We start from the raw sequence: 26,003 nt of genomic DNA on the forward strand, positions 1-26,003 counted from the left end.
CTAACTTAATCTTTGTGCCACCAACACCAACGCCGACTCCGCTTCTAGCGGAAGTCCGGTGGTGGGCACGAAGTCACCGATGACCAGTCCGCCGTTGCCACCGCCATAGTCTGGAGTCTCGCTGCTCCACCCAATTTTCCACTGCCAACCCGCCGGCGGTGCCAGCAACGGATCGGGTGCCGACAAAATTGAATCATTGCCTAGATTAACCAGCACCAGTCGATCACCCGTCACATCATCGCCGAAATAACGCAAGGCCATCGCCTTTGGACCAATCACCGCAGCGTCGAAACTACACCGTTGGCATTTGCCAATCAAAGGATCCGCATTGCGCAGGTGAATCAAATCGCGATGCAGTCGGTAGGTTGTTGCATGCTCATGCCTCTCCTCGTGATTTAGCTTGCAGGCCAGGAAGGTGTCGTGTTCCTGCGGCTGAAACGGGTAAGAACGCGCATGCTCTTCCGCGAATCGTGCGAACGGGTGCAGCAGTTTTTCCCGTCCCAGTGTGATCGCCTGCGCCAGGGCCGGATCATGATTCAGATCCGAAAAATACACAAACGGTGACGACGACGCAAACTCCTGTCCTTGAAACAGCATCGGCATGTTTGGACCCAGCAACAGCCACGCCGTCACCGCGCGCAATGCTCCCGGCGTGACCAATCCATGCAGACGTCGTCCCCAAGCCGGATTCGCGACCTGATCATGGTTCTGCAAAAACACCACGAAGTTCCACGGCTCGAGATCCAATGATGTGGTTCCTCGCGGCTGTCCCGACCATCGCGAACACTGTCCCTGATAAAGAAAACCCCACTTGCTTACCGAAATCAGCTCCTGTGCCGATCCATCGTAGTCCGCAAAAAACAGATCATTCCTTCCCGTCAGCGACACCATCGTGCTGTGATGAAAGTCGTCACTCCAAGACCCATCCAATCCAAAACCTCCACGATCAACCGCCCTCGCCAAATGCCCCTGCTGATGTTCATTTTCCGCGACCACCAAGATCTTCCGATCTCCTGCGGCGAACTTCGCCGCATGCGTCAATTCTTTAAGCAAATGTTCATCCGACTCATCAAAGATTTGGTGCACCGCGTCCAGCCTCAAGCCATCCAGATGATATTCACTGATCCAGTGCGCGGCATTTGAACAAAACAACTCACGAACCGGACCTGAACCTTGATCGTCAAAGTTGAGCGTATCTCCCCAATCGGAAACCTGAGCTTTGTGAAAATAGTCTTCGGAATATTGCGGCAGATAGTTTCCATCCGGTCCCAAGTGATTGTAAACCACATCAAGCATTACCCCCATGCCCAGCCGGTGGGCCTCATCCACAAATTCGCGAAAGTCATCCGGAGTGCCATACAAACGCGTAGGCGCAAACAGATTGACCCCATCGTAACCCCAGCCTCGCAATCCCGGGAATTCTGCTACCGGCATCACCTCAATCATCGAAACCCCCAGCTCCGCAAGCTCAGGCAAACGAAGCATGGCGGCATTCCAGGTGCCTTCCACCGTGTAAGTGCCGATGTGCATCTCGTAAATCACATCTCCCTTCAATGACTTGGCTGAAAAGTCTTGATCCGCCCATTCAAACGCGGCCGGATCCACCAACTGTGAAGGTCCGTGCGGACCAAAAGGTTGAAACCGTGAAGCCGGGTCCGGAAAACATCCACCATCCAGTCTCAATCGATAAAGCATGCCCGCCTCAGCCATCGGTGCCATGCCTGAAAAATATCCTTCGCCCTCTTCTTCAGCCGATAAGTCTACCATCCACTCATACCCCGCCTCGGCCCCCTCGCCCCCAAGCAGGACCTTCACTGTTGTGGAACGTGGAGCCCATACTCTGAAATGAAACCCTCCGCCCGGCATCACTTCAGCCCCAACGGGCAGCCGTCGGAAATGGTGTCCTGATTCCTTGTTCGCGTATTTCATCTCCACTCCTATCGGCTTTCTCCAACGTTGAGGATGGATGAATCTCCGTTACTTCAAAGTTCCTTCCACTCGAGTTACCACCAAGCATGCATCCAATCCCAGCCTGCCCACCGATGCATTGGTTACCCATGCGCGCCATCTGGAAAGGTTCCATCAGTTTCGGGCTAGTGAACATTCCCATCGCTTTGTTCCCCGCGACCAAAACCGAGGACATCAAGTTCCGCCTTTTGCGGGACAAGGACATGAGTCCTGTCAACTACAAGCGTGTAGCTGCCGCCGATGGCAAAGAGGTCCCTTGGGCGAATATCGTGAAAGGTTACGAGCACGAGAAAGGCAGCTTCGTGGTTCTCAAAGACGACGACTTCAAACGGGTGGACATCGAAGCCACTCAAACCGTGGACATCCTGTCATTTGTGCAACTCGGGGACGTCAATCCGGTGTTTTTCCACAAACCCTATTACATGGAGCCCCTCAAAGGTGCCGACAAGGCTTACGTGTTGCTTCGCGATGCGCTGCGCGACAGCGGCAAAATCGGCATCGCCAAAGTGGTGATCAAAACCCGACAACATCTGGCCGCCGTGAAACCGCAGGAAGAGGGTCTGATGTTGGAATTGATGCATTATGCCTCCGAGTTGCGTGACCTCGACGAGTTCCGGCAGCCGAAGGAAACGCAGCCCAGCAAACGCGAGTTGGACATGGCCAAGGCGCTCATCAAATCCATGAGTGACGAATGGAATCCTGAAGGTTATCAGAATGAATACCGCGATGCTCTGGAAGAGATGATCGAGGAGAAAATCGCTCGCGGATCAAAACCCGCGCCCAAAGCCAAGGCACGCAAGCAGCCCTCCAATGTCATCGACCTGGTGGCCGTATTGGAAGAAAGTTTGCGTGGCTCCAGCTCCGCATCAGCCAAGACGAAGAAGAAGACTCCCGCGAAAAAGGCGGCGAAAAAAACCACCGCGAAGAGAACCAAAAAACGTGCGCCTGCAAAAAAACGCAGCCGCACCAAGGCGGCTTAAACTAAACCGCCATGTCGCTCACCGAATACCGGCGCAAGCGCGATTTCAATCGCACCGCAGAGCCTGACGGTAGCGGAAAAGGTGGTTCGTCAAAAGCCCGCCACTTTGTCATTCAAAAACATGCAGCCTCCAGCCTGCACTTTGACTTCCGACTTCAACTTGGTGGCACCTTGGTATCTTGGGCAGTTCCCAAAGGCATGCCCATGAAGAAGGGCGAAAAAAGACTGGCCATCAAGGTGGAGGATCATCCGCTGTCCTACATCAATTTCGAGGGCATCATTCCCAAAGGAGAATATGGCGGCGGCACCGTTCAGGTATGGGAATACGGCACTTTCAAACCTCTGAGTCGTTCGCCGTTAAAGGAGCTGTCCGGCGGAAAACTTCATGTCATTCTCACAGGAACCAAGTTGAATGGAGAGTGGTATCTGGTCCGCCTGCGCGAAGAAAACCAATGGCTGATCATTCGCGGTGGTGAAGATCATCCCAAGCTCACCAAGGATCAAATTTCACAATCTGCTCTTAGTGGAAAAACGTTGCAGGAACTCGCCAAACCCTCCAGCAAAACCAAAACGAAGTCGCCACCAGCTGTTCCGGTGACATTCGAGTTTGTGGAACCCATGAAGGCGGTTTCCGTGAAGACACCTCCAACGGGTGACTGGATCTATGAGGTGAAGTTCGACGGCTTTCGAATTGGCGCTTACAAACACGGCGATGAGGTTCGTCTGCTGTCGCGCACCCAACATGACCTGACCGATCGCTTTATCGAAATCGCCGATGCCATCAGGGCACTAAAAGTCGATCAAGTCATCATCGACGGGGAACTGGTCGCCCTAGACGAACAGGGCCGGTCATCTTTCCAAAGCTTGCAGGCCTCCGAATTGGGCCGCGAACAACCGCAACTGCGTTTCTACGCTTTTGATCTTATCTCGCTCCATGGGAAATCGTTTATTCAACAGCCTTTGGAGAAACGGAAAAAGAAGCTCCAATCGCTCCTGCCCGCGCGCTCGTCCTTGTTGAGCTTCTCCACATCGCTGGGCTCCGATGCGGAACTGCTGCTCAAAAAAGCCAGCGAATTGGGATTCGAAGGCATCATCGGTAAGCGCGCCAAATCCATTTATGAGTCCGGACAGCGCAGTGGCGCATGGATCAAATTGAAACTGGTGTCCGAACAGGAGTTTGTTATTGGAGGTTACACCGAACCCTCGGGCACCCGTCAGCACTTCGGAGCCATTCTTGTGGGGGTCCATGAAAAGGGCAAACTGGTTTGCGCCGGCAAAGTCGGCACCGGCTTCAATTCCGCCAGCCTTCTTGACCTGTTTCGCCGCCTCTCCAAGTTATCGCGTCAGTCTTGTCCCTTCGTCAATCTCCCCGAAGAAACTCAAGGTCGTTATGGACAAGGCATCACCGCTTCGGTCATGAAGAAATGCCACTGGGTGCAACCCAAGCTCGTCTGTCAGGTCAAGTTCGCTGAATGGACCCGCGACGGCAAACTGCGCCATCCTGTCTATCTCGGATTGCGGGCGGACAAGCCCGCTAAAGAAGTCATCCGCGAACCCCATTCCCGATCTTAATCAGTCATGGCCGCACGCAAGTCCACCATTGAAGTCGAGAACAGGACCCTCGAAGTCTCCAATCTCGACAAAATCTATTATCCCAAGACCAAGTTCACCAAGGGGCAGATGATCGACTATTATGTGAAGATCGCGCCGGTGCTTCTTCCTCATTTAAAGTCGCGAGCCATCACTTTGAAGCGATATCCCGATGGAGTGGAAGGCGAATTTTTCTATGAAAAGCAGTGCCCCTCGCACGCTCCCAAATGGATCAAAACCACCAAGGTCAAAAAATCCGACGGCGAAGTCATCAATTACTGTGTGATTAACGATCTTCCTTCTCTAGTGTGGGCCGCCAACATCGGCAACCTCGAGCTGCATCCTTTTACGCATCGGACCACCGCACCCAAACGGCCAACGGCGTTGGTGTTTGATTTGGACCCCGGTCCTCCTGCCGACATCATTCAATGTGGTGAAGTGGCCGTTTTGATTCGCGACTTCTTCCTCGCGCTGGACCTCAAAAGCTTGGTGAAAACTTCCGGATCAAAGGGCTTGCAACTGGTGGTCCCACTGAACACCCCAACGAGTTATGAGAAGACCAAAGCTTTCGCGCACGCTCTGGCAGATACCTTGTCAAAACGCTTTCCTGACAAGATCGTTTCCCTCATGAAGAAAAGTCTTCGCAACGGTAAAGTGTTCATCGACTGGAGCCAGAACGACGATAAAAAAACCACGGTCTGCGTTTATTCCCTGCGCGCCAAAGGTCATCCTTCGGTCTCTGCTCCCATCACCTGGAACGAACTTGAAAAAGCTATCAAGTCTGGCACCTCCAAGCTTCTATCTTTCAGTCCCGATCAAACATTAAAACGAAGCGCCAAGGATGGAGATCTTTTTGAAGAAGTGCTCACCTTAAAGCAAACCCTTCCCAATCTCCATTCCTTGGCGCGAACGGCTTCGAATTAAGTTAGCTTAGGCAACCTCAGCGGCTTCAAGATTTACCACGGTCTCTGCAAGCTCCGTCAGCTTTTTGTCGGTTGCCCCCTCTTCATCGAGTGTCATCTGAAGTAGCTTCTCAGCATCTGTCTCTCCCAGTTGCCTGGCAAAGGTGCGGGCTGTTCCATAGGCAGCGATCTCATAGTGCTCGACGCGTTGCGCAGCCCCGATCAGCATGGCATCCATGATCTCTGGTGGGGCTTCCGCCTCCATCAACTCTGAGCCTTCCGCGATCAACCCTTCCATGGCTTTGCATTTTTCCACCCGGGAAAAGGTTTCGTCCAGGGACGTAAGAATTTTCTCCAGACGAGCGGCATGTTCCTGGGTCTCGGCAAGATGTTCCTTAAAACCCGCCACGAGTTTTTCGTTGTGGCTGGCTTTGGCCATTTTGGGCAGTGCTTTGATCAATTGTCTCTCCGCACTGAGCAGATCTTTCAGTTCGTGCACGAAGGCATCGTTCATGGTTTCAATTTTCATAGTCTTGATGGATCGCCATTCCATCCAGCCATGGACTCTGATCGTTTACCCCCCGAGTGCACCGTCGGGGCCGCGCCTGAGAGAAGCTTGGAATGCTTTTAGAAACTTTGAATAAAGCCCCGGCCCCTCTCATCGAAGCTCATGAACCGCCGCTGTGATGAGCAACCAGCCGGAACGAAATTTAACCGGCTCAACAGAAAATCTAACATGAAAACCAACCCCAACCTCAAATCATCCGTGCGCAAATGGTTCATCCCTTTGTTTGCCATCATTGCCGCCGTCACTTTCTCAAGCAGTGCTGAAGCCAGGGATCGGCATGATCACGACCGCGATCATGATCATGGCCGCGGCAATAAAGACCGTCGCGAACATCGTCACGGTCACGGACATGACCGCGATCACGGCCATCATCACCATGTGCAAACCCGCTCCTGCGACAGCCATCGCCATCACCACGCTCATATCTGGGAAGGCCGCCATCACCAGATGTATCGCTGCCAAGGCCACGATTAAGCCGATTGCCACCAGATTTTCCAGTCCATCAACCACTGCCCACTTCGGGCAGTGGTTTTTCGTTTTGCAAGCCGCTTCCATTGATGGTCCATGCAACTTGAGTTGTATGGCACGCAACCTGCTGGAGGTGCCCTTGATTCATCGACTCAAACAAAAACGCGCTTCCTGCAATCAACCACAACCTCAGGAGACCAACTATCCATGGAAGAAGATGCTGTTAAATTTTTGGGCACTTTCGTGTCTGAATCCTTTTATTACTGGGCCAGTGTAATCATGCTCATGATTCACGTTGGCTTCCTCGCCTACGAAGGAGGCGTTGCACGAACGAAAAACGTGCTCGCCACCATGACCAAAAACCTGCTCACCCTCTGCAGTGTGGGCATCTCGTTCTTCCTCTTTGGCTGGTGGGTCTACAATGCCTTTCCCCTGTTCCCATTCGGTCCGCTTCTCGGACCGTGGACGGATGCCGAAAGCCTTTCTGACTCAGGCAAAGCCGCCATGGGACTCGTCGAAGCCTCCTATCCATGGTCACCCGCCGTTGGTCCCAATCCCGGTGACCACCTTACCGGCGTTTTCGTGTTTGCCTTCGCGCTGTTTGCCATGACCACCGGTTCCATCATGTCAGGAGCCCTTATCGAACGCGCCAAAATGGGCGGCTACCTCATCCTCTCGGTCATCCTCGGCTCCGTCTGCTGGGTCATCGGTGGTGCCTGGGGCTGGAACCCCTACGGCTGGTTCTTCACCAAACTCGGCTACCATGACTTCGGTTGCTCGGCCGTCGTTCACGGCATCGCCGGATTCTTCACCCTTGGCGTGCTCATGGTGCTCGGACCGCGCATCGGAAAATACGTCAACGGCAAACCCGTCGCCATCCTCCCACACAACCTGCCCCTCACTCTCGTTGGTCTGATGTGCATCTTCGTTGGTTTCTTCGGTTTCCTCGCCGCCTGTGCGATCATGCTTCCCGGCCAGGCTGGGATCATCACCATCTACGGCACCCCCATGACCCTCTCCTCCATGGGCCTCAACACCCTCCTTGCCCTCGCCGCCGGAATCATCGGAGCCTACATCTCCTCAAAAGGTGATCCCTTCTTCACCATTTCCGGCGGACTGGCAGGCATCATCACGATCGGCGCCGGCATCGATCTCTATCAGCCCGCGCTCATCATTGTGCTCGCTTTTGCAGGCGCGTTCCTGATGCCTAAAATCGCCATGTTCATTGAGAAGAAAGGGGTCGATGACGTCGTCGGGGCCGTCGCCGTTCACGGTTTCTGCGGTTTCATCGGAGCGGTGTTACCCGGCATCTTTGCCGCTGGTTATGTGCAGGGTGAGGGCATCCCTCCAATCAGCTTCGTCGGGCAGCTCACCTGCGCCCTGGTCTGCTGTGTCATCCTCGGTTTCCTCCCCGGCCTCGGTTCCGCCTACGTGCTGCAAAAATTCGGCCTGCTGCGGGTATCGAAGGAAGAAGAAATCGAGGGCCTGGATCTCGCCGATTGCGGATACGGAGCCTACCCGGAAGCAGGTGTCAGTGGCATCACCATGAAGCCAGCACCCGATCCAGAAATCGTTGCCACCGCCCCTGCTACCAAGCTCGCCACGGAATCCGCCTAACTAGCTCATCGCAAAATCTCACCCTGTCACTTAGCTAACTTTAAATTCTCAAAACTTATGTCATTTCCCTTCAAAGACTTCGCCGAGTTCAGCGCCTCAGAAGGCCCCATTTATTCGTTTGCGCACATCCCCTGGGTCACCCCCGTGCTGCTCATCTTGTCCACCCTCTTGTTCATCTGGTTCATGATCGCCCCGTTCAAGATCAAGCACTGAACAAGGTCCGCTCCCCTTCATTCATCAATCATCATCAGTCAGGGTTGTTCCCGTTCCGTCCAAGTGGCGGAACGGGTTTTTTTGTGCCCGCCCCATCACTTACACACTCTTGTCGATGTCGTAGTAAGTGGAATAAATCGCCGTCACGCTCTCCACCGCTTCATCGAACGTCATGCGCTCATGCGCCTCCTGATACCTCGCGACCTCCATGCCCGGCACCGGCATCGATGGCCTGCCATCACTGATCCAGTCCGCCATGAACCTGCCGACGCCTCCCGACCCTGAAACCCCGTGCGCACAGAATCCACACGCCGCCCACAAGCCCTTCTTCTGCGGAAACGGACCCAACAAAAAATGCCCATCCGGCGTAAACGACTCAATTCCGTTCAACGTCCTCGACCACTTCATCGCCTTATCGCGCAACGCCGGCACCCGCACCTTTCCGTTGGTCAACAATGACTCAAAATGCTCGGCATCGAACACCTGCTCCGTCGGTTTCGCCACTCCTGCGCGAATGGATCGCGGATCAAACGCCCGCGGATCACGTTCATACCCGCCCAACACCAACTGCCTCCCTTTCTGCCTGAAATACACCAACCCATCCGGGTCGCGCAAGTTCGGCAATGGCCGATCCTCATCCAGCCACGGCAAGTCTTCCGACCACACCACCTGATGCTGCATCGGCACCACCGGCAAATAAACCCCTGCCAGCTCCGCCAACGGCCACGACCACACCCCCGTTGCCATCACGATCACCGGCGCAAACAGCCATTCGTCGTCATCACCCACCCTCACCGAACCTTCACCAAACGCCGTCACCCGACTCTGCGCCCGAAACTCCACTCCCGCTTCCAGCGCGCGTGTCCGAATCGCCAACGTCAACGCCACCGCATCCGCCGAGCCATCCTCTGGAACCCACAGTGCCCCCTGCACCGACTCCGCATCGAAATACGGAAACTTCTCCAGCGCCTGTTCCGTGCTCAACAACTCACACGCCAATCCCGCCTCATCCGCTTGCGCCTTCTGCTTCAAAATCTCCCGCCACCTCGCTTCACTCGCCGCCAGTCGCAAACTCCCCACCGCCTGATAACCCCCATCGCCATGCTCCGCATAAAATGCCACACTCTCACGCAACAACCGCATCAACGCCGGATCAGCCCGCAACTGCCCCACCAATCCCGGCGCGTGCGAAGTCGTGCCGCTGCAAATCGCCCCTTGCTCCAGCACCAGCACCCGACCCGCCCCACGCTGCTTCAAATGAAACGCCGTGCTCGTTCCACAAATTCCGCTGCCGATGATGATGACGTCAAAATGTGAATCATTCATAAAGTTATCTCTACCTTTTCCAACCAACTGTTAAATCGCGCATCTTCCGCATGGTGAAGAAACCGCCGCAAATGTTTGTTCCCATAACCCATAAAATCCTCCTCCAGATCCGAAATCCCCGCCTGCAAAAAACCCCACATCGACTCCCGCAAATCGGAACACAACCTCATCAAGTGCAGATGCGCGAGGTCGGCTTCCGTTGCCCCTTCTCCGCAATAAAGCTCCACCAGCTTCTCACAGGCAGCATCGTCAAACTCCAGATTCACCGCCAGATTCCCCAGATCGAAAAATCGGTCGCCCATCCCCGCATATTCCCAATCCAGCAACCACACCCAATCACCTTCCAAACCCCGTAGAAAATTCCCCGGCAACAAATCATTATGACAAGGTGCCAGCCCCATCCTCTCCACCCGCCCAAACAGCGCCGATTCGATCCTTTGTAAAACCTTCAGCGCCAGCTCCACTTCCTGCGGCAACTCCACACCGGCTCGAACACTTTTCGCCACATAATCCGCCACCACCTCACCCGTGATGAACCTTCCCCCCAGCCCCGGCGACTGATGAAAATTCCGCAGCGCCTCCACAATGCACTTCAAAGTTCCCCCCTCCACCGCCGTCTTCGGACATAAGGCAATCCCTTCACCAAACTCGCTCACCATCACTTTCACCTCCGGCCACCAAGCCACCACCGGCGCACCAAACCCCAACTCCGCCGCCCGCACCGCCGACGCATGTTCCACCGCACGATCAATTCCCAACTCCTCCGTCCTCACCCCCGCCTGCCGCGCCACCCAACGCCGCTCCCCATCCACCAAAATCAGATGATTTCGATTCGTAATCCCGCCCGCCAATGGCAACGCTTGCAGATCCGCCGCCACCCCAAGGTTCATCCTTTCGCGTATCATTTCGCAAACCATGACATGACCATTTCGCTGCAAAGGCCATGCCAAACAAAACTTTACCTCGTCAAGGTTCCGTCATCGACCCAATTTCGAGCATGGAATTTCTGCCTTGCCCCGGCATTAAAAGGGCATTCCGCAGCATTTTTTGTATTTTTTCCCGCTGCCACATGGGCACGGATCATTCCGGCCAATCTTGGGTGCTTCGTTGCGAATCGGCTGCGTAACGGACTCGAAAGCAGACGGAGCATAGGAAGGGGGCAAGACCGTTTCCTCGTCAAACAAACCAAAATCATTCCCGGCAGAATCCTTCCCAATCTCACGCTTAGGCTGGAAGTAGGGCCAGCCTTTCAATTCTTCGAGAACATCAATCTCTGCAAAGCGTTGCTCCCGACGATATCCCATCCAGGGATCGCGGCCCTCCATCGCAATCTCAATGTTGGACAGCCCGGCATAAGTCTCATCGCACAGACCCTCTGCGAACGCCTTGCGAACCTCCGGCAACAGACGAGTCATGCAGAGATCGCCACACAGATTCGTCAGCTCATTCCAAACATGATTCTCCTCCCGTTCCAGTCCCCCATGAAACAAATCGGCAAAAAATTGCTCCACCGACTCTTTCGACAAATGTCCCTGCTGAAGCAGTGCTGTCATGGCACTCAGCGCCACTGCACGGGCAAATTGATCCGCCTCACGATCCTTCACCAACAGCTTGAGCGGCTCCAAATCTCCAGAAAAAGTTGCCGCCATTGGCCTCGCGTTGTCGAAGACATCATCCGCAAACAAAAAATCCAAAACCACCTCATCCTTGCGACAAATCGAAACGATCAACTCATGCGCCTGCGCCTCACGAAACTCCCCCAAAAGCAGTATCGCAATCCCTGGGCAGATCCAGTCACCTTCCTCCATCATCACGGCAGCGTCTGTATCCCAACGCCTTAGCAAACCAAGCAGGTGGGGCGTTATGGTCTCGCGTTGTTCCCGCGCCGCAATGATCGCCTCCAACGGTGGTTCGTGTTCCTTGGCAGTTCTGAAAGCGTGTAAAATTTCCTCATCGGTCATGTGCTAGTCACCATTTGCCGCCGAACACAGAATTCAAGCACAACCTCAGCCACCATCCCCCACCGTGCCCAAAGAGGATGTCTCTTCCCCTCTCTCCAACAACGGCGACTCATCCTTCAACTCCACCCCGCTCAACTTCAGCTCCCGCGAAGCATTCAGCAGATAACACAACTTCACCGCTGCCGCCGCCAACGGCAATCCTTCCGGCCGGATGTTGGAAACGCAGTTGCGATCTGCATCCGATCTCCCCACTTTCGGCTCATAAGTAAAATAAGCCCCCAAACTGTCCGGCGACCCCAGCCCCGGTCTCTCGCCCAATAACATCAAACTCACCTTCGCATTTAGTATCTCCCCGATCTCATCCTGCACCGCCACCCGTCCATGTTTCACCACACAAATCGGCGCCAGCTTCCACCCATCGCGTCTCAACATCGGCAGCAAAATTTCCAACAACGGCACCGCCTGTTTCATCACCGCACTGGTCGACAATCCATCTGACAACACCAGCACCAGATCCGCCTCCTCATTCTCCCGCTCCTTCAACAACCTCGCGGAATCCTCATCCAACCTCCGGCCATAATCCGGCCTGCGCAGATAGATCGCCCGATCCTCCGCCCCGCTTTGCAGTAGCACCACCTCTTCCCCCAACGCTTCCAGTTCCGTCCCCAACACCTCTGGCTCAAACGGCGTCAACACGGCATCCCGCGCCCGCGCATGCGACAACCGAAAATCCAACAACGGCCCCGTCGGCACACTTCCTCCCACGCGACCCAGCGCAATGCGCGCCGCCGTGAACTCTTTCAAATGCGTCCACGCATCCTTCACCGCCACACCCCTTCCCCTGCCGCCAGCAACGCATGCCGCTCATTGATGTTCTCCAGCCGGTTGCCCCGATCCATGATCCGCATCCGCTCCAGCCATTCCTCAAACTCCGGCGCCGGTCTCAATCCCAAAGCCTGACGCGCAAAATGACTGTCATGAAACGACGTCGATTGATAATTCAGCATGATATCATCCGCCCCTGGAATCCCCATGATAAAAGTCACTCCCGCCACGCCCAGCAGCGCGATCAAGTTATCCATGTCATCCTGATCCGCCTCCGCATGATTGGTATAGCAAATGTCACATCCCATCGGCAAACCGAGTAACTTGCCACAAAAATGATCCTCCAATCCCGCGCGGATGATCTGCTTGCCATCATACAAATACTCCGGCCCGATGAAACCCACCACCGTGTTCACCAACAACGGCGCAAACTCCCGCGCCACTGCATACGCCCGCACCTCACACGTTTGTTGATCCATCCCATGATGCGCATTCGCCGAAAGACACGAACCCTGACCCGTCTCAAAATACATCACATTATCCCCCACCGTCCCGCGCTTCATCTCCAATCCCATCCCGTGCGCCTCCCTGATCAAATCCAGCGAGATCCCAAAACTCTTGTTCGCCATCTCCGTCCCTGCAATCGACTGAAAAATCAAATCCACCGGTTCCCCACGCTCCATGCATAGCATCGTGTTCGTCACATGCGTCAGCACACAGCTCTGCGTCGGAATCTCATACTCCGTGATCAACCTGTCCATCAACCTCATCAACGCCCCCGCCGCGCCCGGATTGTCCGTGGCCGGATTGATCCCGATCACCGCATCCCCACACCCGTAGAGTAAACCGTCCAGCATCGACGCCGCAATTCCCTTCACATCATCGGTCGGATGATTCGGTTGCAAGCGCACACTCAACCTCCCCGGCAATCCGATCGTGTTGCGAAACTTCGTCACCACCGAGCACTTCTTGGCCACCAGCATCAAGTCCTGATTGCTCATGATCTTGCTCACCGCCGCCACCATCTCCGGCGTCAAACCTGGCGACACCGCCGTCAACACCTCCGCCGTCGTCCCATACCCCAACAACCACTCGCGAAACTCCCCCACCGTCAGCCCCGCCACCGGCGCGAACGCCTTCCCGTCATGCCGATCCGCAATCAACCTTGTCACCTCATCCTCATCATACCCCACCAGCCACTCTTCCAAAAAAGTCGTCAACGGCACCTCCGCCAATCTCATCTGCGCCGCCACCCGCTCCGCCGCTGAAGCCGCCGCCACTCCCGCCAGCTCATCCCCCGACCGCAACGGCGTTGCTTTCGCCATCAGCGCTTTCAAATCAGGAAACGAATAGAAATCGCGTCCGAGCTGCAAGTGATACGCCATACCTCGTTTGGAAGCATGTTTCATTCCATGCAACCTCGATTGCGTCGTCAGGCCGCTCAACCCACCTCATTCTTCGCCAGCCAGTCGACCGTCACCGCCCGAAACGCTCCCGCCGCCGGATTGCTCTGCTGCGGACTCCACACCATCACCAAATCCGCCTCCAGCAACGGATGCAACGGTTTGAAAACCAGATCCGCACGACCGCTCAGCGTCTCCACCGTTTCCGGCACCACGCCCACCCCGGCCCCCGCTTCCACATACGTCAACACGGTGCCGATCACACTCGGCGTATGCGCAATCTTCGGCGAAAACCCCGCCTCATGACACCCGATCAGCATCTGATCATGCAACCCCACCCCCTCGCGCCGCGCCAAAACCACCAAGCTCTCTCCCCTCAACTGCTTCCATTCCAGCTTCTTCACTTTTGCCAGCGGATGATCCTTCAACAATACCGCACACATCGCCTCCTTGCGCAGCGGCAACGTCGACAACCCAATCCTCTCCCCGCCCGCCACCGGCCGCGTGATCCCAATATCCAGCCGATCCTTCGACACCATCTCCCACACCCGCTCCGGAGTCCGCTCCTCCAACTGCACCGTCACCTTCGGATGCAGCCGACCAAACTCCTTCAACAACCTCGCCAAAAACGACTTCGTTGGCGGCCCGATAAACCCCAACCGCAACTCCCCCTCCTGACCCCGCGCCGTGCGCTGCACCTTGCGCACCGCCTCTTCACACAACCCCAGCAGGAGCCCCGCCTCACGCAACATCACCGCCCCTGCCGCCGTCAACTTCACACTCCGCCGCGTCCTCAGCAGCAGTTGCGCCTCCAGCTCCGCCTCAAGTTCCATCACCGCCCGACTCAGTGCCGGCTGTGCCACCCGCAGCTTCTGCGCCGCCTTGGAGAAACTCAATTGCTCCGCCACCGCTTGGAAATATCGCAGGTGACGGAGATCCATAATCACTCAAAAATGCTTACTTCTTCTTCACCTGCACCGGCAGTTCCTTCCATCGCCCCTGCGTAAACTCCCGCGCCGTAAACACCCAAATCACCACCTTCTTGTTGGCCCAAAACTCTGGATTCGCCGCCGTTGCCCTTGCCAGATTGCGACGCGGACCATCGGCTCCACCCGCCTGCATCGAAAATTCCTCTACACTCAGCTTCAGCTTTTCCTGGAGATGATCAATGAACCCCGCCTGCGTCGCCAGCATATTGCCGCCCCGACGAAACACCTGCAAATGACTGTCACCGATCCCCACAATCGGTCCGCGCGGATCGCTATCCACCGTCCCCACCTGCCCCGGTTTCGCCGGATCCACCTTGCCCGCCCGCTGCATGGGCAATCCCTCTTTGGCCACCCCCGCCGCTGCGCCACTTGCCACCAAATCTCCCAAAAACTCTAGCTTCTCCTCGGGCAGCACGCCGAAACTCGGATTCGGCATTGTCAGCGCCTGATACTTTTTCGCCACCACATCCGCCACCAACTGCGCCGCATAAGGCGACCAATGGGAGTCCGTCGCACAATACAACTGCTTGTCCGGATTCTCCGCCAACTGCGCTTTGAAAAGCGTTTCCAGATCCAACACCTCCACCCCCGCCGCCTGCAACTTCCCATAAAATGGCACCAAGCTGGGCACCGTTGCCACATCCACTCCGGCATTCAACTTCTGCGGATACACCGCCGCTTTCGGAGGCACCGGCACCAGCAACAAATCCACGCCCAGCGCCTTCAAATCCGCCGCATACTTCGCAATCACCGGCAGCGGATCGGTCTTCTCCTTGTTCACCACCGCCAGATTCACCGTCGACAAATCGCCAATATCCAAATGCTCCAGCTCACGACGCAGGAACAGCCAGTTCGGATCCGCCCCCGGCACCGCCAGCGTCGTCGCCTGCGAATTCGCCAACACGTCCTTAACCACCACCGAAAAATCCTGACCCATCACCATCGAACTGGAACTGCCCGCTGCCAGCGCGAGCAAAGACAAAACCGAGCGTTTCAAAGCAGCATGCATGAATCAACCTAAAGGCCCTTCCTCAAACTCTCAAGACAGGAATTAAGAGGATTGCCATCGAGCCTACCTCATCTGTTTCAGCATCCGCGCCACATGCTTGTGCTCCCGTCGCGGATACAACACCCGCCAGCTTTCCCGCGGATCCCCCCAATGCAGAATCTGCAAATTCACCCGCCTCACCCCCCAGGCATTCATTTGTGACCGGTCCGGCTTGTAGAGATCAATCGTGTTGGTGCCCGACAACGCCCAGCCATAATCATCCACCTGATACAATTGCCCCGTCTCCATCACCCGAAACACCGTCCCCGCCGGCCAACGCGACCAGTCCGCCGCCGCACTGTTCATCTCCCCCGCCCGCAACGGCGTCCCCAAGGCCGAACGCCGACCATACTTCCAGTGATCCCGTTCACTGTGCGTGTAAGCCGTTGCCCGAACCTGTTGAAACGGAGCCCGTTGCATCGGCGGCTCAAACGGCGGCAACGACCGACCACATCCCGTCAGCCACCCTATCAAACAAAAACCCAAAACCAAGCGCCCCATCGACATTCCCCATCCTAACCCAACCACCCTCAACAACTCAAGCAACACCCTCGGGAAAGCTTGACCCACAAACCCTAAATCAGGTAAAATTCCTTCATGTTCCCCACCTTGCCCGATCTGCTCAGTCATGAACCCGTCGACTGGCAGGCCGTCCTCGACGCCACCATCGAAGACTTCGACTGCACCACCGGCACCCTGCACCGTCTTCATGCCGACACCCAGATGCTCCACCTCGTCGCCCAACGCGGCATCCCTGAGCAGATCATGCCCATGGTCCTCGTCATCCCCGTCGGCAAAGGCATCGCCGGGGTCGCCGCCGAAACCCGCCAGCCCGTCGAACTCTGCAACCTGCAAAAAGATCTCGGCGGAGTCGCCAAAGACGCCGCCCGCAAAACCAACGTCCAGGGCTCCCTCGCCGTTCCCGTTCAGGAAGGCCCCGATCTGTGCGGCACCCTCGGCATCGGCAAAATGACCCCCCACGATTTCACCGCCGCCGAAAAAGACCGCCTCATGTCCATCGCCACCGAGATGGCTCCCTACCTCGCGCTCGACTAAAGCCAGATAAAGTTCCGATTCACAAGTCGGTGGAAAAATGTTAACCTCACCACCAACATGAGTCCGGGCCGTCTACCCAATTTCACGTCGCTCACCGTAGGCTTCCTCGTCTCCACCTCGCCAATCATGGCCACCGCCGCTTCTCCTGCACCCCGCCCACTCGCCGAAGCCGCCCAAATCTCCCTCAAATCCCTCCCAAAAAACCAAGGCATCATCGTCACCGCCGAAACCGAAGGCGACCAACCCACCGTTACTTCCCTCGCTGGCACCTCTCCACCCAAAAACGTCCCGCCCGAAAAAATCCTCTTCGAAATCGGCTCCATCACCAAAGTCTTCACCGGACTGCTTCTCGCCCAAGCCGTTGCCGAAGGAAAGACCACCCTTGATACCTCTCTCAAACGCGTCTTTGGCATCAAACAGGAGTTCGCTGATCCACGCGTGGGAGAAATCACCCTCAAACAACTCGCCACCCACACCAGCGGCCTTCCCCGCCTTCCTGCCAATCTTGACGTCGGCGCCGATCCCAACAATCCCTACGCCCACTTTGATCGCACCCAACTCTGCGACGCCCTCAAAGCCGCCAAACTCCCCTCCGACGGCCCCTTCCCGATCGACTACTCCAACTTCGGCGTTGGCCTCCTCGGCGAAGTCCTCGCCTGCCTCTACGAAAAGACCTGGGCCGACCTCATCGCCGAAAAAATCACCGGCCCCCTCGGCATGAAGGACACCGTCACTCTCCCCGATAAATCCCAAAGAAAGCGCCTTGCCCCTCCCTACGACAACGACAAAAAAGCCCAGTCCTGGAATCTCAATGCCCTCGCCGGAGCCGGGGCGCTGCGCTCCACGACCGCCGACCTCACTCGCTTCGGACGCGCCTTGCTCCATCCCGACAAAACCCCCTTCCCCCAAGCCATCAAACTCCTCCTCCAACCCCACACCCCCAGCGGCGAAATCGGCCTCGGCATCTTCCTCGGCAAAATCGACGGACAACCCATCTACGAACACAGCGGCGGCACCGGCGGTTACCGCAGTCTTTTCCGTCTCCATCCCGACAGCAACCAACTACAGATCGTCCTCATCAACAACACCGCCATTGACGCCATGGAAGTCGTCAACGCCACCCGTCCCCAAATTGCGCGCAAAACCGACTCCACAAAAGTCCTCACCGAACAAGAACTCGATGCCTTCACCGGCATCTATCAGGACGGCCCGGCCGCCTTCACCATCATTCGACACAACGACCACCTCAAAGCCCGCCTCAGCGGTCAGACTTTTCTCAAAATCCATCCCCACGAAACCACCGATCGCTTCTTCTACAAAGCCGTCCCCGCCGAGCTGCAGTTTACCCGCGATCCTGCGACTCAGAAAATCACCACCCTCACCCTGTTCCAAAACGGTCGCGAAATGCCCTTCAAAAAATCCGAAGACCCCATTCCCACCATCAAATTCCGCACCGACAAAGAACTCGCCCCCTACACCGGCACCTACACCCTGCTTATCGGCGGCGAATTTCAAATTCAGGTGCTCCACAACACCCTACTCGCCAAACTCACCGGCCAAACCTTCCTCCCCGTTTTCGAAACCAAGGACGACTGGTTCGACTACGACATCATCAAAGCCTCCCTCCAGTTCGAACGCGATGCCGAAGGAAAAATCACCGCCCTCTACCTCCACCAAAACGGCCTCGTCCAACGCGCCGTCAAAAAGCCCTGACCAAAAAAAAGTAGAAGGCTCGTCCCGAGCCTTGCTCTTAATGCGCCGTTGAACCCAGCATGACCGGTCACCTGTAGGGTGAGTCAGGATCGATCAGCAGACCTCTTCTCTTCCGAGTTACGCCATCCGCATCTCTGCCACCTCTCGGTCCGAAAACACCCGGTCTCCCCAGATATTTTTAAGCCGTTCCGCAAAGTCAATCTTCGGCATGGGCTCCGCCGCCGCTCTCGCGGAAGGAATCAACGTAGCAAAGTGTTGCCCTCTCTTCCTGATTTCTACCGACTCTCCGTCGGAATCCAAGAAGCGATGAGACCGAAATTGTTCCTTGAATCCGAAACTTTGGCGGTTTTCATGAAGGAGAATAATCCACTTCGCAGAACTCCGCCAGCCTGCACTGCGCTTCACTGGAAAGTGTGGTCAACCTAGTCCCTATCTCCCACGACCTTCATGGGCGATCAAGATTAACTTGAGGGTGCGGCCTGCTTCGTGCCCTCGATTTCGTCGCTTGGTTTTGGGTCAGTGCCATACTCACTCAAGGACGGCGAAAGTGCCAGCCTCAGACTCGTGCATGGGTAACCGGCGTTCGATCCTTGGGAGGTGCGAACAATCACAAAGCCCTCGCTCTCATACAGGCTTCGAGCGCGAAAGTTATCTGCCAGAACGACTGTCCATGCATAGGGTCCAATGAGATTTACTGCAAATCGCAGTAGCGCCCGCCCGATGCCTCTCCGGTAGTAAGAGGGATCGACATACAACCATGAAAGGTAAGCACCGTCGATCCCCACAAAGCCGACAATCTCGTCGCCCCAAGTTGCGACAAACTTCTTTGAGCGCTGAAAACTGGGGGCATCTTCTTGATCATCTGCCAACGGAATGAAAGCGCGTGGATCGCATGACCCGGAGAGTTCGTCCGGCCTTGCTCTGTCATGCACTGAACAAACCGCAAACCAATCGGCAGGGTGGTAGTCACGAATGGCGAACCTGTCAGGCTGCGAGAGATTATTCATGTCATTGGACATTGTTTCATGATTGAACGCTTGCAACCAATCGAAGGCGAGAGGGAAGCACCGATGACAAGACAAGTGCCATCCGAGGCGTTGCCTACGCCCGTTTTGTTTGCACGATTGTTGTCTGCGTATTCTGCAAGCGGCTTTGGTGTGTAAAAATGAATGCTGATCTCTTCGATGTCGTCCTTGAAGAGGCCAATATTGAGCGGAATGCGCTGCCCTTGAAATACCAATATCCAAGGATGAAGACCCCAAAAGCGACTGCCGCAAACCAATTACGTTGATCCAACGCCAGCAATGCTCCGAAGACTATAAGGGCGAGACCGATCCACTTCATGCGCTGTAGTGCTGGGTGAAGGATGAGCACGTGCACCACTACCAATGGGAGCGCGCGTCAATCACGGGTTGGGGTTCTAATTAGTTGAAATCATTGAAACTGAACGGCCGGTAGTAGTTGCTCGATGCGGCTTGATGGGCCTCTTCATGAGTTTAAGCCTTCGAGGATCCGGTCTGGTTTGCCATCACGAGGAATAATCCATGTTACCTTGTAACTTCCTGCCCCTCCGCCCCCATAGCTGACAATCAAAAGTGTCCTGCCTGAGTCTGAAAGCCTTGCATTGGTGGTTCCCCATCGACCTTCATGCTTCGGGTCATTGAGCTGATCTTCGGACCACAAGAACAAATGGAAGCAATCTCGCCACAAATCCTCAGGTAATTCGATTTGCTTCCCGTCCCAGACAATCGAGAATGATTCAAGCTCATGACCAGGAATCCCCATATCAGTTCCGAGCGCCTCCCTTCCATTTACACGTAAAGGATGTGGACTATTGGGCGTAGCAGGCTTCCAGACTCCATCAGATTCGTATTCAACCTTATTCTTTGTCCAGTCGAACTTGCGCATCTTGATCTTGATTTGGATCTTGGTGGTCTTGTCCTCAATCGTCTCAGTATAGATCATGGGGAAGTCGCGGTATTCATCCGGCACATTTTCTGCGAAGGATGCCGCAGCTAATACGAAAGCGAGAAGCGATGCGTAGAGGCAGTTCATTTTGTTTGCCTATCGTATAGGCCACTGACGGCGGGGATGGAAGCCCGAATTCGAAGAAGGACGTTACCCGCCGTTGGATGAGCCGGCTTGTTGTGCTTCTTGGATTCTGCGGTTGATTGCCACAAGCCGCCGAAGATGAACCTCAGGCGATGAGCGATCACAATGATTGGGCAGGATGCCGACCAAATCAAGCTCAAGGGCCGTAGCCACGCTGTTGGGGATGTCTGCCCCGGAGCTATTGAAAATTGTGGGTGGCAAGTGTGAGAAACATCCGTAGCTCGCGAACAAGTCCGAACAGAAGAGCAACCTGCGGCGCTCGCAATAGAATCCTGAATGCCCTGCTGTGTGTCCAGGCAGGTGAATCACTGTCAAGCCATGCCAAATGTCCAAAAAATCCCCGTCGTCGAGAAAGCGTGTCGGAGTGAACTTCCGAAATCCAAGGAGTGGTCTCCCAATCCCTTCAAGGCATCCAGTAATCTTCGCTGCACCATGATACGACGGGCAACCTTCGTAGTGCGATGCGTCTTGTCGTGGGGCTGCAATCCACGCTCCGGTCTCTTCTGCAATCCTTCCGATATTCAGAATGTGATCAAGGTGGCCATGCGTAACGATGATCCCGACGATGCGCTCGCTATCCCATCTTCGCTTAATCAATGAGTGCCGCAAAAGGTGGCGACCTCCGATGAATCCCCCGTCGATGAGGTAGAGTCCTTTCGAGTCACGCAAGACGTAAAAGTTCACACCGAGTGAGCGAACTTGTAAAAGGTCTTCTTGCATTTCATTTCTTGCACAACGTATAGGCCATCCACGGCGGGGAGGGAAGCGCGAATTGAAACAAGAGCGTTACCCGTCGTTGGTTGGCACGTCTTGTTCTCCGATGGGTTCTAATGTCGGGCTGGCAATCACTTCGATCAAGAATCCACAATCAGCGGATAGCGCCGCTAGATCACACGGGATTCGCAGTCCATGCACTTCGTCAACGCTCGCTGCCAAGTGTAGGGTGTAATCAGATCCACCCGCTGAAAGAGACCTCAGCAGGGAGCGCTCTGCTGCTAGAGCGTCGACAATCTCTCTAAAACTCTCGGGAAGCTCGAAAACCCAGAGGCCAAGATCAGCTCTCACTAGTTCGAAGCACCTCTGTGCAAGATCGTCTTTTCTCGTGCACCTCAGGAGTGCATGCGTGATGATGGCTTCGCTCATACATTTTTAGGCGAAGTGACTCGCGCCACGGGCAGCCGTAGCGTCGACCGCCTTGTTCGGCTCATGGTTCATTTTGGTATATTCAACTCATTTCCCTCTTTTGTGCCAACGATGATAGACCGGACCCGATCGCGTGGGACAATATATGACGCATTCTTGCGATTCAGTAGCTTGACTATCACCCAGTCATTTCGCACTTCCACATAGACGTCCTCTTTGGCCATCGTTGATGTGCCAGGAAGCCCCTTCTCAAAACGGGTAAATCCGGAGACCAAATCATTCTGATTGAGGTAGTAGAAATACTCAACCCGTCCTGAGAATAGAAGTTTCGCATTCTGCTCTCCACATCCTGTGAGCAACACGAGTGAGATCGAAAAGATGAGTAGCTGTTTCATATGTTTTCTGCCGAATGTCGAATCCTCCTACGCCTGATCGGAGGCGACGCTTCGACTGCGGATTGAGGTTGTATTGATCATGAGGGCTGGAACTGGCAGCGAGTCAGGCGTTGGGAGTGACGTCTTGTTCGCGTTGTCTTGGGTCAAGCTCGACGCCAAGGCTGTATCTACCGGAGTCTTCAAAAGGCTTTAACTTGAGGCAATCGACAAAAGCATGTTCCAGTAACCTTGCGAGCGCCTCAGGTTCGATCGGGGCAACATTGAGTGACCTCAGTTGACCATCAAGCAGAGACTCCAGATTGATTTCCACCATCTGTTGGAGCTGGTCGAAATCGAGATCGGCGTTGTCGAAGGTAAGAAACCCACCGTCGATGTGCGCATCCTCAATGCGATACGAATCGAGTCGCCCACCTTGTCCTTGCCATGAGACGAGGAGTCTTGTGTTAGAGTATTTGCTGCGGTGAACAGTGATACCGTCCACCAGTGCTTCAATCAAGGAGCGGTCAGTGGAATCCGGGTGCTCCGCGAGAGGCTCCGGCGGAATCTGTTTCTTGCTCGAGAATGGCCACATAATTCTGTGCAGAACGTCGAGGCCTGGCACCCGCTACCGGGAGCGCCCCTCCGCCTCAAGTTGAGGTTTGTCGCTACCCTCCGACTTCGACTTGGGGCGGGTAGCGGGTTGTCCAGTGCCCCCTAGTTCGGTCCTCTTTTCTTGCGGCAAGACCTGCGGCTTTGGTCTGAACTGATTCACTGGGAAGGGTATCCAATCGACTTCCCGAAGGCTCTCCTCCAGATCATCCGGTATGCGCATCCCACGGAGCCTAAGGCGCAATTGCTTCTCCCTGACACGAGCCAATTTCGTGACAAACTGGCTACGTTCGCTGAGCAAAGTGCCGAGAGCCCAATCGAGATGATGATCACGGTTCTGATCGCCTAGATGATGGAGGTGACAGCGTCCAATCTTGGCTTGAAGTTGGGATTCGCCGATCCAGTAGAAACTCTCGTAACGTGTTAGCGTCTCTTGGTATGAGAGTCCACATCCCTTGCAGTAGATGGAAACGCAGCTCCGGAAGCGGCTTTGGCGCTGCCAAAACGGCCGACTGGAGTCGATAGCCTCGCTAAACTGCTGATTGAATGTGCTCACAAATTTGTGACCGAACGTATAGGCCATCCACGGCGGGGAGGAAAGCCCGAATTCAAAGATGGATGTTACCCGCCGTTGGATGCGCCGACTTGTTCTGCTTCTTGTTTGGACGGTGGCGGCCAAAGAACTGTCTTGGATCTCGCAAATGGCTCCGCCACCACGGACGGCTTCCAAGCATCTAGGTTCGGGAACCTTGCGAGGACTGTCTCTGCCGCTGTCATGACGCTCCGAAATCCATCATCATCTTCGCTGACGTCAAATGGTTTGCCTGACTCGGTGTAGAAACTGATTCGAACCTGATCGAATGAGAACAGATCGATCTTGTATGCGACGACCCGCGATACGTCGCTCCATCGGAACCTTTGCTCGGTGGCATCCTTCAATCGATGGACAACGACCTCCTCAGCAGTTGCGATGAGCCGATTCTCCTTAAGATTGCTGCTTATGCTCATCGTATTTCTTGGCAGAACGTCTAGCTCATCCACGGCGGGGATGGAAGCCCGAATTCAAACAGGAGCGTTACCCGCCGTTGGATGGAGCGGCTTGTTCGCCTTCGGTTTGCTTTTCTTGGGGGGGTGTCTTCTCGCCCTTGGCTAGAATGAATGTCTCTTGGTGCTTGAGTGATCTGACCTGGAGAACGGCACTGCCATCCTCCTTAATCGTGATGATGGTCTTCCAAGTTGGGTGATCTGACCAAATCCTGTATGTCAGGGTGTTCTCTGTGACCTCAGTAATTGTGATTCCCTTGCTCTTGATGACCTCGCCCCCTTGCTTCGTCCAGACCTGTTGTATTGCCCCACTTTCGTGGCGGCGAAACGCTATCTCTTGTGGGGACGCGAACTTTCCTTGCGGGCTTTCTTCTCCGAGTGATGTGTAATCGACCTCACCCTCTCGAAGCAATCTGAAGTAGTGGCGCTTCACGCTCCACGTTCCCTGAAACCTAGCGTCGGGCACATCCGTCGCGGATTGGGCACGTCCAGTCACCTGCAGCAACGCCAAGCACAGCAAACATATGAGGATGAGGCGTCGGTGCAACAGATTCATTTTAATGGCGAACGTCTAGCTCATCCACGGCGGGGAAGGAAGCCCGAATTCAAACTGGAGCGCTGCCCGCCGTTGGATGGAGCGTCTTGTTGGCTTTGTCTTCATTCTGGCTTGTCTCCGTGAAAATGCTCCCAAGCTGCACCTTCAAGCTCTCCGCCTGTCAGCAAGGTTCCGTCATCGGCGCGCAACTCGTAGTCGCTCTGAAGGCCGCCGATAGACGCCGCGCCATCAAGACCGAGAAGTAATGTGTAGAATGCGTCTGTCAGTGATCCATCTAAAATAGTTCTTAATGCCTTCGCTTGTCCGTCGGAAAGCCCCATTGCTGCAATCTGTGTTGCAACCGCCGCGCCGGATTCAGGATCGAAGTATGTCGAAAGCATGTCCTCCTTCTGGCGGGCGACACAGGCTGCGAATTCGTGCGGAGTCATGTTATTCTTAGCCAACATACAGATAGTCTGCATTTTTGCAGGAAAATCTACAGCTCTATAGTCTGCGTTTTTGCAGACTAATTCCGGATTCTCAATAGTGACAATGCAGGTTTTTGCCCGAAATAGGGCGTTAGGCTGCGAAAATGCAGGAATATCCCGGACTATTGGGGATTTCCTTCAAGACAAGTTTTGAGCCGTGACTTGAGGTGGATCTTGTCGAACAAGCTCTTCAGGAAAACGGGAGGGTGGGAGGTGAGTTGCCCGAGGTCAAGTCTGCGTCGGGTGGGGATTTTAAGATGTCGGCCAAAGATTCGTCAGCGTATCGTGACAATTGGAAAATCTGGGACTGCTGTCATTAGACCTGGTATCGAGTCCCGTTCTGTGAGGCTTTAGCCGGCCAAGTCTCGCGGGTCTCCGCTTGGAAGGTGCTGAGTAATGATGATTGAAGGGTTCTATGGGCAACTTCGGAAGAAATGCAATCCATCCCGCCTTCGTCGGGTGTGGTGGAGGTGTTCTTCCATTCTCCCGCCTCATCAATCTTAGAGCGTTTGGCCAGGAAGACCGGACGCACCAAGACTTTCCATGCTCGCGAGGCGATTCTCGAACACCTTGTCGACCTGGAGGACATTTATCTGGTTTCTCAACGTCTGAAGCGCCCGGCCAAAACCTACTCCGCAGAGGAAGTGGAACCTGGGCTGGGTCTATGGGTTCGACGAACGGGCATTAAAGGAACTCCGAAAGCTCGGCAAACAGGCCCAACGCGACATCATCACCTACCTCGACAAGCGGATTTCCAGTGACGACGATCCCCGCCGTTTTGGCAAAGGCCTCAAGGCGGACATGGTCGGACTGTGTCGCTACAGAGTCGGAGATTACCTAATCCTTTGCCAGATCAAGGACGGGGAGCTTTTGATGCTGGTGGTCGCCGTCGGACATCGTCGCGATGTTTACGAGTAGCGATGCCGCAATATTCAAAGGTTGCTCAAAGGGATAGACTCATTTTGGCAGCGGATCACCGTCGGCTGCCTATATCCGTTAATTTGGGGAGTTTCCTCTAGGTTGTGATCTCAAAGTGAACATCACAATTAATGCCGTTACAAAAGCGTAGTAA

The 26,003-nt window shown here is 55.2% G+C and carries 28 protein-coding genes; 9 read left to right on the top strand and 19 right to left on the bottom strand.

Annotated features, from left to right (window positions below; translation table 11 throughout):
- On the bottom strand, positions 1-1,929 hold the full coding sequence (gene treZ / locus FEM03_RS00135) for a malto-oligosyltrehalose trehalohydrolase (protein ID WP_138084147.1): 1,929 nt from the start codon (positions 1,927-1,929) through the stop codon (positions 1-3).
- Positions 1,930-2,057: 128 nt separating this feature from the next.
- Between treZ and ku the strand changes: the two genes are divergently transcribed.
- The 3 genes from ku to ligD (FEM03_RS00150) are packed head-to-tail and all read left to right on the top strand — an operon-like array spanning position 2,058 to position 5,461.
- Positions 2,058-2,948 (top strand): non-homologous end joining protein Ku, encoded by an 891-nt coding sequence (ku, locus tag FEM03_RS00140; protein WP_138084148.1) that lies wholly within the window; start codon positions 2,058-2,060, stop codon positions 2,946-2,948.
- Positions 2,949-2,959: 11 nt separating this feature from the next.
- On the top strand, positions 2,960-4,519 hold the full coding sequence (gene ligD, locus FEM03_RS00145) for a non-homologous end-joining DNA ligase (protein WP_138084149.1): 1,560 nt from the start codon (positions 2,960-2,962) through the stop codon (positions 4,517-4,519).
- A 6-nt stretch (positions 4,520-4,525) separates the two neighbouring features.
- Positions 4,526-5,461 carry a non-homologous end-joining DNA ligase gene (gene ligD, locus FEM03_RS00150; RefSeq protein WP_138084150.1) on the top strand — a complete coding sequence of 312 codons (936 nt, stop codon included), beginning with the start codon at positions 4,526-4,528 and terminating at the stop codon, positions 5,459-5,461.
- A 6-nt stretch (positions 5,462-5,467) separates the two neighbouring features.
- Here ligD (FEM03_RS00150) and FEM03_RS00155 read toward each other — a convergent pair whose 3' ends face one another.
- Positions 5,468-5,968, bottom strand: a complete 501-nt coding sequence (locus FEM03_RS00155) for a YciE/YciF ferroxidase family protein (protein WP_138084151.1) — start codon at positions 5,966-5,968, stop codon at positions 5,468-5,470.
- Positions 5,969-6,256: 288 nt separating this feature from the next.
- A complete protein-coding gene (locus FEM03_RS00160; RefSeq protein WP_138084152.1) occupies positions 6,257-6,562 on the bottom strand; it encodes a hypothetical protein in 306 nt (101 codons plus the stop codon).
- Positions 6,563-6,682: 120 nt separating this feature from the next.
- On the opposite strand from FEM03_RS00160, the gene FEM03_RS00165 reads away from it, so the two are divergent.
- Both FEM03_RS00165 and FEM03_RS24210 read left to right on the top strand, forming a co-directional pair.
- A complete protein-coding gene (locus tag FEM03_RS00165; RefSeq protein ID WP_138084153.1) occupies positions 6,683-8,092 on the top strand; it encodes an ammonium transporter in 1,410 nt (469 codons plus the stop codon).
- A 57-nt stretch (positions 8,093-8,149) separates the two neighbouring features.
- Positions 8,150-8,305 carry a hypothetical protein gene (locus FEM03_RS24210; RefSeq protein WP_166442505.1) on the top strand — a complete coding sequence of 52 codons (156 nt, stop codon included), beginning with the start codon at positions 8,150-8,152 and terminating at the stop codon, positions 8,303-8,305.
- A 99-nt stretch (positions 8,306-8,404) separates the two neighbouring features.
- Here FEM03_RS24210 and FEM03_RS00170 read toward each other — a convergent pair whose 3' ends face one another.
- The 8 genes from FEM03_RS00170 to FEM03_RS00205 form a co-directional block, all read right to left on the bottom strand.
- On the bottom strand, positions 8,405-9,631 hold the full coding sequence (locus FEM03_RS00170; RefSeq protein WP_138084154.1) for an NAD(P)/FAD-dependent oxidoreductase: 1,227 nt from the start codon (positions 9,629-9,631) through the stop codon (positions 8,405-8,407).
- Positions 9,628-10,521, bottom strand: a complete 894-nt coding sequence (locus tag FEM03_RS00175; RefSeq protein ID WP_166442506.1) for a choline kinase family protein — start codon at positions 10,519-10,521, stop codon at positions 9,628-9,630. Before FEM03_RS00175 ends, FEM03_RS00170 begins: the two co-directional genes overlap by 4 nt.
- A gap of 132 nt (positions 10,522-10,653) precedes the next feature.
- Positions 10,654-11,592 (bottom strand): DUF1186 domain-containing protein, encoded by a 939-nt coding sequence (locus FEM03_RS24900; RefSeq protein ID WP_276609637.1) that lies wholly within the window; start codon positions 11,590-11,592, stop codon positions 10,654-10,656.
- A gap of 45 nt (positions 11,593-11,637) precedes the next feature.
- Complete coding sequence (gene eutC / locus FEM03_RS00185; protein WP_138084156.1) at positions 11,638-12,423, bottom strand: ethanolamine ammonia-lyase subunit EutC; 786 nt, start codon at positions 12,421-12,423, stop codon at positions 11,638-11,640.
- The gene (locus FEM03_RS00190; RefSeq protein ID WP_138084483.1) at positions 12,414-13,802 is read right to left on the bottom strand and encodes an ethanolamine ammonia-lyase subunit EutB; all 1,389 of its coding nucleotides are present in this window, start codon (positions 13,800-13,802) and stop codon (positions 12,414-12,416) included. The genes eutC and FEM03_RS00190 overlap by 10 nt, the downstream gene beginning before the upstream one ends.
- Positions 13,803-13,858: 56 nt before the next feature.
- Positions 13,859-14,761 (bottom strand): LysR substrate-binding domain-containing protein, encoded by a 903-nt coding sequence (locus FEM03_RS00195; protein ID WP_138084157.1) that lies wholly within the window; start codon positions 14,759-14,761, stop codon positions 13,859-13,861.
- A gap of 16 nt (positions 14,762-14,777) precedes the next feature.
- Complete coding sequence (locus FEM03_RS00200) at positions 14,778-15,818, bottom strand: alginate O-acetyltransferase AlgX-related protein (protein ID WP_138084158.1); 1,041 nt, start codon at positions 15,816-15,818, stop codon at positions 14,778-14,780.
- Positions 15,819-15,881: 63 nt separating this feature from the next.
- Positions 15,882-16,364 (bottom strand): 3D domain-containing protein, encoded by a 483-nt coding sequence (locus FEM03_RS00205; protein ID WP_138084159.1) that lies wholly within the window; start codon positions 16,362-16,364, stop codon positions 15,882-15,884.
- 90 nt (positions 16,365-16,454) lie between these two features.
- Between FEM03_RS00205 and FEM03_RS00210 the strand changes: the two genes are divergently transcribed.
- Together FEM03_RS00210 and FEM03_RS00215 are read left to right on the top strand one after the other, a co-directional pair.
- Positions 16,455-16,913, top strand: a complete 459-nt coding sequence (locus FEM03_RS00210; RefSeq protein ID WP_138084160.1) for a GAF domain-containing protein — start codon at positions 16,455-16,457, stop codon at positions 16,911-16,913.
- Positions 16,914-16,970: 57 nt separating this feature from the next.
- A complete protein-coding gene (locus FEM03_RS00215) occupies positions 16,971-18,626 on the top strand; it encodes a serine hydrolase (protein ID WP_138084161.1) in 1,656 nt (551 codons plus the stop codon).
- Positions 18,627-19,087: 461 nt separating this feature from the next.
- Here the strand turns inward: FEM03_RS00215 and FEM03_RS00220 are convergent, their stop codons facing one another.
- The 8 genes from FEM03_RS00220 to FEM03_RS00255 all read right to left on the bottom strand — a co-directional run bounded on the left by FEM03_RS00220 (position 19,088) and on the right by FEM03_RS00255 (position 24,892).
- Entirely contained in the window at positions 19,088-19,633 is a 546-nt protein-coding gene (locus FEM03_RS00220; RefSeq protein ID WP_138084162.1) for a GNAT family N-acetyltransferase, read from the bottom strand.
- A gap of 481 nt (positions 19,634-20,114) precedes the next feature.
- Entirely contained in the window at positions 20,115-20,681 is a 567-nt protein-coding gene (locus FEM03_RS00225; protein WP_138084163.1) for a hypothetical protein, read from the bottom strand.
- 63 nt (positions 20,682-20,744) lie between these two features.
- A complete protein-coding gene (locus FEM03_RS25865; protein WP_138084164.1) occupies positions 20,745-21,458 on the bottom strand; it encodes an MBL fold metallo-hydrolase in 714 nt (237 codons plus the stop codon).
- 491 nt (positions 21,459-21,949) lie between these two features.
- A complete protein-coding gene (locus tag FEM03_RS00235) occupies positions 21,950-22,276 on the bottom strand; it encodes a hypothetical protein (protein ID WP_138084165.1) in 327 nt (108 codons plus the stop codon).
- Positions 22,277-22,379: 103 nt separating this feature from the next.
- Positions 22,380-22,772, bottom strand: a complete 393-nt coding sequence (locus tag FEM03_RS00240) for a hypothetical protein (protein WP_138084166.1) — start codon at positions 22,770-22,772, stop codon at positions 22,380-22,382.
- A 713-nt stretch (positions 22,773-23,485) separates the two neighbouring features.
- Positions 23,486-23,872 carry a hypothetical protein gene (locus tag FEM03_RS00245; RefSeq protein WP_166442507.1) on the bottom strand — a complete coding sequence of 129 codons (387 nt, stop codon included), beginning with the start codon at positions 23,870-23,872 and terminating at the stop codon, positions 23,486-23,488.
- 67 nt (positions 23,873-23,939) lie between these two features.
- Positions 23,940-24,341, bottom strand: a complete 402-nt coding sequence (locus FEM03_RS00250) for a hypothetical protein (RefSeq protein ID WP_166442508.1) — start codon at positions 24,339-24,341, stop codon at positions 23,940-23,942.
- A 224-nt stretch (positions 24,342-24,565) separates the two neighbouring features.
- Positions 24,566-24,892, bottom strand: coding sequence for a hypothetical protein (locus tag FEM03_RS00255; RefSeq protein WP_138084484.1), 327 nt, complete (start codon positions 24,890-24,892; stop codon positions 24,566-24,568).
- Positions 24,893-25,365: 473 nt separating this feature from the next.
- On the opposite strand from FEM03_RS00255, the gene relB reads away from it, so the two are divergent.
- Both relB and FEM03_RS00265 read left to right on the top strand, forming a co-directional pair.
- Entirely contained in the window at positions 25,366-25,692 is a 327-nt protein-coding gene (gene relB / locus FEM03_RS25790; RefSeq protein ID WP_425501913.1) for a type II toxin-antitoxin system RelB family antitoxin, read from the top strand.
- Positions 25,583-25,849: a type II toxin-antitoxin system RelE family toxin gene (locus FEM03_RS00265; protein ID WP_138084485.1), complete on the top strand. Its 267-nt coding sequence runs from the start codon at positions 25,583-25,585 to the stop codon at positions 25,847-25,849. The genes relB and FEM03_RS00265 overlap by 110 nt, the downstream gene beginning before the upstream one ends.
- Positions 25,850-26,003: the final 154 nt, after the last annotated feature.

Source organism: Phragmitibacter flavus, assembly GCF_005780165.1.
In the GTDB taxonomy this organism is placed as follows: Bacteria; Verrucomicrobiota; Verrucomicrobiia; order Verrucomicrobiales; family Verrucomicrobiaceae; genus Phragmitibacter; species Phragmitibacter flavus.